At 39.8% G+C, this 11410-nt stretch carries 13 protein-coding genes and 1 tRNA gene; all 14 read right to left on the bottom strand.

The genetic code is table 11. From position 1 onward, the window contains the following. Nucleotides 1-110: 110 nt before the first annotated feature. The 14 genes from ACTNES_RS16280 to ACTNES_RS16215 all read right to left on the bottom strand — a co-directional run bounded on the left by ACTNES_RS16280 (nucleotide 111) and on the right by ACTNES_RS16215 (nucleotide 11056). On the bottom strand, nucleotides 111-539 hold the full coding sequence (locus ACTNES_RS16280) for a hypothetical protein (protein ID WP_291807641.1): 429 nt from the start codon (nucleotides 537-539) through the stop codon (nucleotides 111-113). A gap of 10 nt (nucleotides 540-549) precedes the next feature. Next, nucleotides 550-846 carry a hypothetical protein gene (locus ACTNES_RS16275; protein ID WP_291814451.1) on the bottom strand — a complete coding sequence of 99 codons (297 nt, stop codon included), beginning with the start codon at nucleotides 844-846 and terminating at the stop codon, nucleotides 550-552. Nucleotides 847-857: 11 nt separating this feature from the next. Then, nucleotides 858-1841: a DUF6017 domain-containing protein gene (locus ACTNES_RS16270; protein ID WP_291807639.1), complete on the bottom strand. Its 984-nt coding sequence runs from the start codon at nucleotides 1839-1841 to the stop codon at nucleotides 858-860. After that, on the bottom strand, nucleotides 1838-2752 hold the full coding sequence (locus ACTNES_RS16265) for a ParB/RepB/Spo0J family partition protein (protein ID WP_291814453.1): 915 nt from the start codon (nucleotides 2750-2752) through the stop codon (nucleotides 1838-1840). Before ACTNES_RS16265 ends, ACTNES_RS16270 begins: the two co-directional genes overlap by 4 nt. Next, nucleotides 2706-3527, bottom strand: coding sequence for a ParA family protein (locus ACTNES_RS16260; RefSeq protein ID WP_441040106.1), 822 nt, complete (start codon nucleotides 3525-3527; stop codon nucleotides 2706-2708). The genes ACTNES_RS16265 and ACTNES_RS16260 overlap by 47 nt, the downstream gene beginning before the upstream one ends. Nucleotides 3528-3537: 10 nt before the next feature. Further along, entirely contained in the window at nucleotides 3538-4422 is an 885-nt protein-coding gene (locus ACTNES_RS16255) for a ParB/RepB/Spo0J family partition protein (protein ID WP_291807635.1), read from the bottom strand. A gap of 398 nt (nucleotides 4423-4820) precedes the next feature. Further along, a tRNA-Arg gene (locus tag ACTNES_RS16250) sits at nucleotides 4821-4892 on the bottom strand. A 342-nt stretch (nucleotides 4893-5234) separates the two neighbouring features. Continuing rightward, complete coding sequence (locus ACTNES_RS16245; RefSeq protein ID WP_320813356.1) at nucleotides 5235-6035, bottom strand: hypothetical protein; 801 nt, start codon at nucleotides 6033-6035, stop codon at nucleotides 5235-5237. Then, complete coding sequence (locus ACTNES_RS16240) at nucleotides 6032-6223, bottom strand: hypothetical protein (protein ID WP_291814458.1); 192 nt, start codon at nucleotides 6221-6223, stop codon at nucleotides 6032-6034. The genes ACTNES_RS16245 and ACTNES_RS16240 overlap by 4 nt, the downstream gene beginning before the upstream one ends. A gap of 22 nt (nucleotides 6224-6245) precedes the next feature. Continuing rightward, nucleotides 6246-7121, bottom strand: a complete 876-nt coding sequence (locus tag ACTNES_RS16235; RefSeq protein ID WP_291810427.1) for a DUF3881 family protein — start codon at nucleotides 7119-7121, stop codon at nucleotides 6246-6248. Nucleotides 7122-7153: 32 nt separating this feature from the next. After that, the gene (serS, locus tag ACTNES_RS16230; RefSeq protein WP_216458744.1) at nucleotides 7154-8443 is read right to left on the bottom strand and encodes a serine--tRNA ligase; all 1290 of its coding nucleotides are present in this window, start codon (nucleotides 8441-8443) and stop codon (nucleotides 7154-7156) included. A 333-nt stretch (nucleotides 8444-8776) separates the two neighbouring features. Further along, nucleotides 8777-9298, bottom strand: a complete 522-nt coding sequence (locus ACTNES_RS16225; protein WP_216458745.1) for a DUF4446 family protein — start codon at nucleotides 9296-9298, stop codon at nucleotides 8777-8779. Between the two features lie 13 nt (nucleotides 9299-9311). Beyond that, entirely contained in the window at nucleotides 9312-10289 is a 978-nt protein-coding gene (locus tag ACTNES_RS16220; protein ID WP_291810424.1) for a ParB/RepB/Spo0J family partition protein, read from the bottom strand. After that, nucleotides 10289-11056: a ParA family protein gene (locus ACTNES_RS16215; RefSeq protein ID WP_216458747.1), complete on the bottom strand. Its 768-nt coding sequence runs from the start codon at nucleotides 11054-11056 to the stop codon at nucleotides 10289-10291. Before ACTNES_RS16215 ends, ACTNES_RS16220 begins: the two co-directional genes overlap by 1 nt. Between the last annotated feature and the right edge of the window lie 354 nt (nucleotides 11057-11410).

Here is an 11410-nt window from a genome sequence, read left to right as displayed (position 1 = left end):
GTGAAGCTCTTTTTTCATTCACTTAATAGGTGAAAAGCAATATTCAGTTAAAATACTGTAACTATGTGGCTTTCGGCCACTTTCACGGCATTGCCGTGAATAATCTAGGTTTATGATGTCATAAAACTGTTTCCCTCAAATGGATTTTCGCTTCCTTCTGCGTCATCCATGAGTATATTCATTGCAATAATATATTTTGTAGCATGTGGCTGCTGGTCTATCATCTCCTCCAGAGATTCTTCCAAATCGTATTTATGATAGCGAACCCAGCAAGCCAAGTTACAGGATTGCTGAACAATATCACGAATCATGCTCCGCATGGTTTCTTCATATAAATAAATTGCGTCTGCATCAATCTTTTCGATATTCTCCGGTAGTTGCCTGTCTGCTTCTTTTTTCCTCTGATTCAACAATTCATATTGATTCTGATATCGAGCTTTATATTTCTCTGGCAACTGAATAAACGCCCACAAAGCCTTTACAACATCTGCATCCAAATCTCTTTTTAATGCTGGCAACTGAATATATTCTTTCTCCATAACCGTTTCCTCACTTAATAATCAATTCTCCAATTTTGTGTTGTGCTGATTCCAGAATAACCTCCATAAACACTCCACTCCACAAAAAGATTAGCAAGATGCCGCTGGCAACTGCAAGTAATGCAAACCGCTCCCATTGTCTGTACCAGAGCAGTGTTCCAATCAGCATAAACCCCAGAAGCACATTGATGATTCCTTTTCCAATGCAGTAGATATCAACTGCTATCTTTACCAGTAAATGGGCAATTGCCAATAATAACCATACCGGTAACAATAAAATTTTTCCTGCTGTTCTTAAAATAACCATAAGTACCTCCTTCAGTTTGCGTACTGTGGCATATCGTGATTTACCTCTGCTTTATAATAGCTACCTATCGTCGATGGTGCGTTAAATAAAGTTGCCAACAAATACTGCTTTATGTTTCTGACCTTTGTAGTATTCTTGCTCATACACTCCAGCACATACTCAATATGCGAATAATTCAGTTTCAATAACTTTCCCTTCACAAATCCTGACGGATAATATTCACCAGCAATCCGTATCATATCCTTTTCAGTTTGAACAGTTTCCAGAATCAATTGATATATTTCTTCTACCAGATCCTGCTCTCTACTGTATGTCTGCAGTAAAACATCAAAATCAATATTTTCTTTTACCAGATCAGCATAAGCATTGATTTCCTGCACTTTCTGATCGCATCGAATCCTATCGTCATCTGATTTGATATGATTCGATTTCATATTACTCTGATTATTATCACTCATATAAGTCTTATTATATAGAGGTACCGCTTTGGGAACCTCTTGAAGTCCCTTATTTGGTACTTCAGAGGTATCTATTTCGACACCTCTGAGGTGCTTATTCATCACCTCAGAAGTTCCCATTTCGATACTTCTATGTACCACATTTTTTTTCTGTGAAGTTCCCATTCCATTACTTCTTTGACTACTCTGATGTACTATAAAGCTCTTAACGTATATAATATTCGGCAGTCCAAAGCCTCTCTTTTTCTTTTCAATCAGTCCGATTTTCTCTAATTCTGTAAGATAATCCATTGCTTTTTTCTTAGAGAATCCCAAATCACTCTGTATCTCCGTGATCTGATAGATAATGTACACCTTATTTTCTTCGTCAAGCCATTTATTTTTCATTGACAGTCCCATTCTGTCCAGAAGTACCGAATAAAGAACTTTAGCAGATAATGACAGTGTGGAAAATGCTTCATCTAATAATAGTATTCTTGGAATACGGATAAAACTGAACTGATCAGCCTGGGTGCCATAATAGTATTCAAAATTCATACTGTTATTTCACCTCGCTTCCATTGATCCAGAAGTTCCAGAATCACACTTTCCATATCCTCTGCCGTATATTTTTCAGGGAAGAAATTTCTCAGTTTTTTCTCTGATAATGTAATTTTCTGTTCCTGCTTCCTGCCAGGCTGACTGTTTACCAGTATGGAGATCATTTTCGCCTGCGTCATCGGTCCTGCTTCAAGTGCTGTGCGGAGTGCCGCTACCTGAACTGCTTTAACCGTACCATTTTCCTTAATGTATTCAAATAACCATGTTTGAATCTCTTTGTCAATATAGGAAATGTCAACCGCAACAGTAAACTGCAGACGTTTCTTATCTACATAATCAAGAAGATCTGGAATAAGTTCTGTCAGTCGGATGTACCTTCTAACTTGGTTTTTACTTTCGCCAACTTGTTTTCCTATTGCTTCGGCTGTTTCTGACTTCCACCCAATTTGGGTGGAAGTGGAACTTGCAATATCATTTCTGGCACCTTGCCTCTTCATCGCATCCATTTTCATTTTATATGCAAATGCCTTTTCACTTGGAAGTAATTCTTCTCGTTGGATATTGGCGTCTACCATTATGACAATGGCTTCATCATCTTCCATATCCCGCACAATGGCTGGTATTGTTTCCAGTCCTGCTTTTATCGCTGCGTGCATTCTTCGATGCCCGGATATCATCTCATAGCTGTTATTCTTGTCTGGTCGTACTAAAACTGGTGTCAGCACACCATTCTGTTTAATACTCTCTACTAGGTCATCCATCTTATCATCATCCAAAACCTTAAATGGATGATTTGCAAAGCTGTGTATTCTGCTAATCTCAATATCTGTTGCACTTTCCTCACCAGATACTCCCAGAAGTTCATCTATACTCGGCATCTTTATTTTGTCTGCGCTTTTGCTCTTCATTTCCCAGTACCTCCTCTGCAATCTTCTCATATGCTTTCGCAACTTTTCCATTTTGACAATGTGAAAAGATACTAACACCCTCTGCACTTGTTTCAGCTGCTTTCACTGACATAGGAATCACCGTATCAAAGATCTCTATTTTCTCCCCATAGGCTTCACGCACTTTACCAGCCACATCCTTTGCGTAGTTTGTGCGGAAATCTACCATTGTGAGAAGTATTCCTTCAAATACGAGCTGCCTGTTCAGCCGTTTCTTCACCATTGCAATCGTATGTATCAGCTGCTGAAGACCTTTCACCGGAAGGTAAGCCGCCTGTACTGGAATCAACACTGAATCCGCAGCTACCAGCGCATTGATTGTCATTAGTCCCAGGCTTGGCATACAGTCAATCAAGATATAGTCATACTCCGTTCTCACTGCCTCAATATATTCCTTCATAATCAGCTCTCTGCTTATCACATTTCCCATTGTTACTTCCAATGCTGATAATTCGATATTTGCAGGAAGCAGATCTACATTTTCTTTATGATGCAGGATACCATCTGTTATCTCAAATTCTTTTTCATTGATGATCGCCATCATAATTGTGGCAAGTGTAATTCCTATTTCATCCGGTTCTACATAGCCAAGACTTGCTGTAAGGCTCCCCTGTGGATCTGAATCAATCAGCAGAACTTTCTTTCCCTGTCTAGCAAGTCCAATTCCAAGATTTACGGTTGTGGTGGTTTTTCCGACTCCACCTTTCTGGTTTGATATTGCAATTACTCTACACATAATTTTCCTCCTATTTTGCTGCCGTTTTCTGCGGTTTCCATTGATTTAACATGCTCAGTATCTCTTCTTTCATTTCTGCCGGGGTATATGATTTTGGGAAATACCGATACAGTTGCTCGTTGTTAAACATCACTCTGGTAATTGCCCCTTTTTTGATCTCACCCATGATCTCTCTCATTTTTGTTCCAGTCAGCTTTTTCTCCCGGCTTAATTTCTTCATTCTCTGTGCCTGGGAAATGGATGGAACTGCCTGTGTATACTCCATAGCATCTATAAATTCCTTTTGTTCTTCGATAGTTAAATACGAAAGTTCAACAGCCGGGTTAAATGAAAGTTCACCGTTATCCAGCTTTTCCAGTAACTCAGGAATCAGATCCGTCAGTTTCAGATACCGCTGTACCTGTTTTGCACTGTCGCCAAATTCTTCACCAATAATTTCTACTGTCTTTTTTCCTTTCAACGGGTAGTCAGACTGGCTACTTTTTCTTCTTCCTCCGGTTCGCTTCATAGCTTCATTCTTCATCTTATAAGCAAAAGCCTTTTCACTGAATGTTATCTGCTCCCTCTGTAAATTAGAATCCACCATATTAATTACTGCTTCATCATCTGACATGACTCTGATAATGACCGGTACCTTCCTGTAACCAAACTTTTCAGCAGCTGCCTTTCTTCTGTGTCCGGAGATAATCTCATAAACACCATCCGGAATCGGTCGTACAATCAGCGGATTTATGATTCCATATTTCTCAACACTCGCACTGAGCCGAATCATTTCCGGATCCATCCGAACCTTAAATGGATGGTTCTTAAAGGTCCGCAGACGTTCCAGCTGAATCTCTATGATTTTTTCGCCATCTTCTGGAACTGATGCATTTCGTGTATCCACTGTATCCATATCTTTCCTCCATTTCTTATCTGCAACAGAAAAAGCCTGTCCAGATAGATTTCTTTTTGAAATCTGATCCAAACAGGCTTACTGTTGACCTTAGTTCTCACTAAGCAAAGATTCTATTGTATTCACACTTAATCATTTACTGCCGGATATTACCCTTCCTCATTTTTCTTATCTGAACCTGAATTTACATCCATTTTTTCAAATGAGCAACTGGCTTTTTTCTTTTGTTAGAATTTCGATACTTTTCCAGCTATTATACCAGCCGTACGTTTTATTAGACAGCAACTAATAGGATTCTTCCCGTATTAGATGATCTGCCATTCCATTTTCCTCTTGGAAAAACCAAAAAGCGGAAATCATATTAGAAATTTTTCTAATACATTCCGCTTTTGATAGGACGTCCCGTGCGGGAATCGAACCCACATCTAGTGCTTAGGAGGCACTTGTTCTATCCATTAAACTAACAGGACAGATGCCGAGTTTTTGGCTTAAAATCAAGGTTTTCAGCCATTTCAACGGCATTGGATTTTATGATTTAAAACTGACTTACGTCAGCTGAATCAATCTTATATGATGAAATTTTTTGGTATGAAGCTATCGCCTTTTCCAAAAACGCATGTCCCCTTAATTGTGACATCACAGAACAGAATCGAACTCAAATTCATTTTTCTGTTATACGCCGAGGCGATAACTCTGGTCACCGCTTAGGAGGCGAGTGCTCTATCCAGCTGAGCTACGAGGACATTTAAACCACGTTTATAATACTACTATATTTCAAAGAGAATTACAAGCGCAATCTGTTTTTTCTTCTTTTAATTCTCTTCTGCTTTCGGATTCCAGGTATTGTCTTCCAGTTTCTGGATCATCTCATCCAGCTCAACGGTATATGCTACTTTTACATCACTGTCCTGTTTAACGATAAACTCAGACAGACCGTATGTTTGTCCATTATCTGCCCAGTCATAGGTATATCCAAGTCTTGTCCATGGATATTCTCCGTCATAATAACTGGAAATGATGTTCGCGTCAAACCATGCCTTATAATCTTCATCCACATCATCAGCAAAAGAATCTGTCATTTCTACAGTTCCGATATCTGAAACGTATGCCGGACGGAAAACATCTTCCGGTTTGGCCCACATAGCTGTAACATAATTTGATTCATTATCAGGAGTCAGACCAAGCAATTCTTTCATTCTCGTCTGCCAGTCTGTTACGCTTTCTTTATTTTCCTGATACCAGTCTTCCAGTTCACCGCCTGTAAATGTCCATACATTCCCCCATTCCAGCTTCACATCAGCACCATCCGGGTAACTGTCCGGATATTTATGAAAAGTATACAGAAGAACTCTTCCCTCGTCATCATAAACCGCATAAGGCTCTCCCTCGTCCAGGCTTACTACCGGAAGAATCTCACCATCCTCGGCAATCATTGCATCTTCTACTGCCTGATCAAAAAGAATCTGCAGATCATCTCCATTCTCAGAAGAAGCTGTTTCCTCTGCATCTGTTGTTTCCTCTGCCTGTACACAGACAGATGCTCCACATGATACGACCATTGCAGAAACCAGCAATCCACTCATCATCCACTGTTTCCATAATTTATTTTTCATATAACCAGTACCTCCTTTTTGCCATTTTCCAGCTTAACTGATTTAATTGTATCATAAGAAATAACCTCTTTTTTATTCATGGAATGAATTGCAGATATCCGGCGTGAAATGTGTTTTACAGAATATGTTTCACGTGAAACATATTCTGTAAAACTACAAAAAATGGCATGGGCAAAATATTCGCCCATGCCATCATTCTCATCATATATCCTAATAGTGTAACTGTCCCTGGAGCCATATGATTCCTTTGAATCTACGTCCGATCTTCGGCTCCCCTAACATATCATTTTTATTGATACAGACATCAAACTGTATGTCATTGCAGTCTAATGTAAGCTGGCAGATTTCTTCTCCTGTAATAATGTTCTTGAATGTCATAAAATCCAGAATCTCACCCATGACACTATATTGATCACATTCAATTCCATATGGCATGAAATAGGAATCCACTATAGATAAAATATCGTCTGTAACAATTCGTTGAGAAATCATGGAATATGTATCCATATCGTCCATTGTAAGACTTTCCATTGCCTCCTCATCCCCGTTTCTGGCGGCTGCAATGAGATGATTTCTGTTCTTGGTCAGTTCACGTGCTGCTTTTACTGCTTCTTTATCCTTCTCTACAGGAAAAAGAATTTTTCCTTCCTTGGCCAACCCGGAAAGGGTTAAGGGCTGGCCGCCTGGAAGCATACCGCTTTTTCTGCTTTCCTGCAGATATTCAGCAGCATTCTGAAGATAAAAAATTAATGTAACGCCTATTCTCAGATCGTCACAGGCACCTGCAAAAGATTCCTTCTCTGCATGTCTCTCAATCACGACGCTCTCCTGAGTCGTAATACCTGTTCCGCGAAAAAAGGGAAAATAATAGTCTGGATAAAATACGTTGTTTTCATCATACTGTCCACAGACAGTGATTCCACAATCGCATCCATAATTCTTGGAAAATTCAGCAAATACACCATCCGGGTGATCCTCTATCACGATCTTCTTGTCATAGGTTTCCACCACATCCGTGATGATCTGCCTGATACTGCTTCTTTTGGTGATCTTAGAAAAACCAACTGCCCTCAGATAACTGTGCATAAGAACACCTCCCTGAAAAAGCCCGTTCTCCATTAAGCGTGCTTTTTCTCAATCTTTGTCATGCCGCCCATGTATGGCTGCAGAGCTTTCGGAATGCTTACGGATCCGTCTGCGTTCAGGTTGTTTTCCAGGAATGCAATCAGCATTCTAGGCGGTGCTACAACAGTATTGTTTAATGTATGTGCAAGGTATTTGCCATCTTTGCCGTTTACACGGATTTTCAGACGACGAGCCTGTGCATCACCAAGGTTGGAGCAGCTTCCTACTTCGAAATATTTCTTCTGACGTGGAGACCATGCTTCTACGTCGAGAGATTTTACTTTCAGATCTGCCAGGTCACCGGAGCAGCACTCAAGCGTACGAACCGGAATATCAAGAGAACGGAACAGATCTACTGTGTTCTGCCATAATTTATCGAACCACATTGGGCTCTCTTCCGGTTTGCAGACAACGATCATTTCCTGTTTTTCAAACTGATGGATACGATAAACACCTCTCTCCTCAAGTCCGTGAGCTCCTTTTTCCTTACGGAAACATGGAGAATAACTTGTGAGAGTCTTTGGAAGTTCCTCTTCCGGAATGATCTGGTCAATAAATTTACCGATCATGGAGTGTTCACTTGTACCGATCAGGTATAAGTCTTCGCCTTCAATCTTGTACATCATAGCGTCCATTTCCGCGAAGCTCATAACACCTGTTACAACGTTACTTCTGATCATGAAAGGAGGTACACAGTAAGTAAATCCTCTGTTGATCATGAAATCACGTGCATAAGAGATTACTGCAGAGTGAAGTCTTGCGATATCGCCCATTAAGTAGTAGAAACCGTTTCCTGCAACACGTCTTGCGCTGTCGAGGTCGATTCCGTCAAAGCTTTCCATGATATCTGTATGATATGGAACTTCGAAGTCCGGAACAACCGGCTCACCGAATTTCTCGATCTCTACGTTTTCGCTGTCATCTTTACCGATCGGTACAGATGGATCAATGATGTTCGGGATAACCATCATGTTCTTGAGAAGTTCTTCTTCTACTTCTTTTTCTCTTGCGGAAAGTTCCTCAATGCGAGTTCCGGAAGCAGCTACCTGTTTCTTAACTTCTTCTGCTTCTTCTCTCTTGCCCTGTCCCATAAGAGCACCAATCTGTTTGGAAATTTTGTTTCTCTCTGCACGAAGAGCTTCTACTTCCTGTTTGATCTCTCTGTTCTCTTTGTCCAGTTCCAGAACTTTGTCTACTAATTCCAGTTTGTTGTCCTGAAATTTGTTACGGATGTTCTGTTTTACAACTTCCGGGTTTTCTCTCACAAATTTAATGTCTAACATCTTGTTCCTCCTGAAATGTTGTTACCATTATGTAAAATATTTCATAACTGTTCCGTCTCTTCACTGTGGACTGCCAACAGTTATAATATTCTTCTACTGTTCAAAATATCGTGCCTTACGTCAAAAGTCAACAGGTAAAACACATATTTTGTCCGGCAGATTTTTTGTGTTACTGTTCACTCCGTGTCCGGCAACACCTTATCATATCAAACACATTCCTGTGCAAAATAGATTCTTTCTTTAAAAGTATGCTCAATTTTTCCAATTTTAAACAGTTTTACTTTTTAACTGCTTACGCTCTATTGTCCCACAGAAAGCAATAGAACAAACTGTCTACTCTTCCTCAAGATTATCGAGTCCGAAATTAACAGCTTTTCGAAGCGCTTCGACTTCCTCTTGGCTGAGCATAACGTAGGATTCACCCTTTACGATTTCTTTCATGTACAGAAAGCAGTTGTCACGGCTGTGTACGGCGTTTAAGATAAGACCTGTATTGTCTTTGTCCAGCAGAGCCAGTGCAAAGCTTAATTTACCGCCTACATCGTCAAATGCGTCATACTTCTCTATACCATACTTGTTGAACATCTTATCAACATTCTTTTTAATAAAAAGGATATCGTGATCATGTTCTTCTTTTGCCTCGTAGAGTTTGTCTATCTGAGCAAATTTTCTTACGAAGACTTTTTCCAGAGACTGTGCATCCGAGCCTTTCATAAACGTCTTGTATTTACGTTCCAGACGGCTCAGGCGCATGTTCATACTGATATTCCTTACCAGCAGGAAGATAGTAAGAATCAGCAGTATAATAATGATGATCCCGGAATCAATCCCAAGACTTTCAAAAATGCCACTCATATTACTGTCACTCCTAACCAATGGATTCAAAAAGATCTATGATTCTTTCTAATTCATCCTTGGAATAATACTCAATTTCAATTTTGCCTTTGTCATTCTTCTTTCGATGAATCTGGACTCTGGTTCCCATGATGCTCTTCATCTTTTCTTCCAGACTCTCGTAGATTGCATCTTCTGCAGTGGTAAATTTACTCTTCTTTTCTGTTTTTGGCGGCTCAAGCATACGTTTTACCAGTGCTTCTGTCTCACGGACGCTTAATTTCTCGTCAAAAACTTTCATTGCAACAGTTTCCTGTTTTTCTTTATCTGATATTGCAAGAATTGCCCTTGCATGTCCTGCTGTGATCATTTCGTCGATCAGCATCTGCTGTACTTTCTCGCTGAGTTTCAGTAATCTCATAGAGTTTGTTACTGCAGTTCTGCTCTTGCCAACACGTTCTGCAACTTCATCCTGTTTCAGATGAAACTCATCGATCAGGCGTTTATACGCCATCGCTTCCTCGACAGGATTCAGATCTTCCCGCTGAATATTCTCGATCAGGGAAATCTCAACTAATTCCTGATCTGTAAATTCCTTTACGATTACAGGAACTTCTTTCAGTCCTGCAAGTTTAGCTGCTCTCCAGCGTCTTTCACCTGCAATTATTTCATAATAGTCCTTTTTATCGGATACAAGCAGCGGTTGGAGTATTCCATACTGTTTAATGGACTCAGATAATTCTAACAGTGCATCTTCATCAAACTGTTTACGTGGCTGATTGATATTCGGCTCTACGCTTGAAATCTTTACAAACATCGCACCGCTTTTTGATCCTGCAGTTTTTCTTTTTGCAGCAACAGTATTACCTGCTTCTTTTTCCGTCTCGCCAGTTTTCTTCTCTGCTTTAACTGTTTTGGTTGTTGTCTTTCTGGTAGATTCTTTGACCGCAGACGTTCTGTCCGGAAAGAATGCATCTAAGCCTCTGCCAAGACCGTTTTTCCTGCCTGCCATCAATTATCCTCCCTGTTGATTACTTCTTCTGCCAGAAGTCTGTAACTTTCGGCTCCTGATGATCTCGGGTCATAAATGTTTATCGGCTGTCCATAACTTGGAGCTTCTGCCAGTCTTACATTTCGTGGAATAATTGTTTTGTAAATATTCTGATTCAGATTCTCTTTTACATTCTCCACTACCTGCAAGGACAGATTTGTTCTTGCATCATACATTGTGAACACCACGCCCTCCATCTTCAGACGTTTGTTCAGTCTTTCTTTTACCAGATCAATGGTGTGGATCAGCTGTGAAAGTCCTTCCAGAGCATAATATTCACACTGAATCGGTACTAATACAGATGTCGCTGCTGTCAGTGCATTGATCGTCAGCATATTCAGTGACGGCGGACAGTCAAGTATTATATAATCATACTTACGTCGAAGTTTATCTGTGATCCCTTTTAAGATAAATTCTTTATCTTCAATCCCTATCAGCTCAATTTCTGCGCCGGAAAGATTGATATTAGATGGGATCAGATCAAGGTTCTCAACAACATCTTTCACAATTGTATCTTTTGCTTCTGCTTCTCCGAGTAAAAGTTCATACAGAGTATTCTCTACTCCGTTCTTATCAACGCCAAGTCCGCTGGTTGTATTTCCCTGCGGATCTATATCAATCGCAAGAACTTTTTTCCCCTTTTCTGCGAGGCATGCTGAAAGATTAATTGCAGTTGTTGATTTCCCAACTCCGCCTTTCTGATTAGCGACTGCTATAATTCTCCCCAACTTCATTCCTCCTTTATGAGGTTTTAATTGTAGTTTTTTTATTTTTTGACCGTACTTTTTTATTGAATAGGTCATATGCAGATTTATTATAACACTTTTATTTTAATCATGCCACATAATGTTTCACGTGAAACATAAAAAAACACATTATTTTTTGAGTAAATATTGTATAATTTTTAGCCTTTAATATTTTATTTACCCTTACAGTCCATACGGTTCTATTTCGTATTACTAATGAACAGTAGTTACTGTTCACACACCACTATCCCGCGAGGTGTTTTGGCATGAATATGCCAAAATCCCGAGACATACAAGCCAAAATTCCATTGCCGCAGGCAATTTGGAATGAATTTT

The organism is Blautia sp. HCP3S3_D9, assembly GCF_052063845.1.
In the GTDB taxonomy this organism is placed as follows: Bacteria; Bacillota; Clostridia; order Lachnospirales; family Lachnospiraceae; genus Blautia_A.
The sequence above is the reverse complement of the archived record's forward strand: the minus strand, read 5'-3'. Positions and strand labels throughout refer to the sequence as shown.

Coding starts and splice junctions, on each gene's coding strand:
- ACTNES_RS16280 (WP_291807641.1), bottom strand. CDS start 539: ATGGAGAAAGAATATATTCAGTTGCCAGCATTAAAAAGAGATTTGGAT.
- ACTNES_RS16275 (WP_291814451.1), bottom strand. CDS start 846: ATGGTTATTTTAAGAACAGCAGGAAAAATTTTATTGTTACCGGTATGG.
- ACTNES_RS16270 (WP_291807639.1), bottom strand. CDS start 1,841: ATGAATTTTGAATACTATTATGGCACCCAGGCTGATCAGTTCAGTTTT.
- ACTNES_RS16265 (WP_291814453.1), bottom strand. CDS start 2,752: ATGAAGAGCAAAAGCGCAGACAAAATAAAGATGCCGAGTATAGATGAA.
- ACTNES_RS16260 (WP_441040106.1), bottom strand. CDS start 3,527: ATGTGTAGAGTAATTGCAATATCAAACCAGAAAGGTGGAGTCGGAAAA.
- ACTNES_RS16255 (WP_291807635.1), bottom strand. CDS start 4,422: ATGGATACAGTGGATACACGAAATGCATCAGTTCCAGAAGATGGCGAA.
- ACTNES_RS16245 (WP_320813356.1), bottom strand. CDS start 6,035: ATGAAAAATAAATTATGGAAACAGTGGATGATGAGTGGATTGCTGGTT.
- ACTNES_RS16240 (WP_291814458.1), bottom strand. CDS start 6,223: ATGGGCGAATATTTTGCCCATGCCATTTTTTGTAGTTTTACAGAATAT.
- ACTNES_RS16235 (WP_291810427.1), bottom strand. CDS start 7,121: ATGCACAGTTATCTGAGGGCAGTTGGTTTTTCTAAGATCACCAAAAGA.
- serS (WP_216458744.1), bottom strand. CDS start 8,443: ATGTTAGACATTAAATTTGTGAGAGAAAACCCGGAAGTTGTAAAACAG.
- ACTNES_RS16225 (WP_216458745.1), bottom strand. CDS start 9,298: ATGAGTGGCATTTTTGAAAGTCTTGGGATTGATTCCGGGATCATCATT.
- ACTNES_RS16220 (WP_291810424.1), bottom strand. CDS start 10,289: ATGGCAGGCAGGAAAAACGGTCTTGGCAGAGGCTTAGATGCATTCTTT.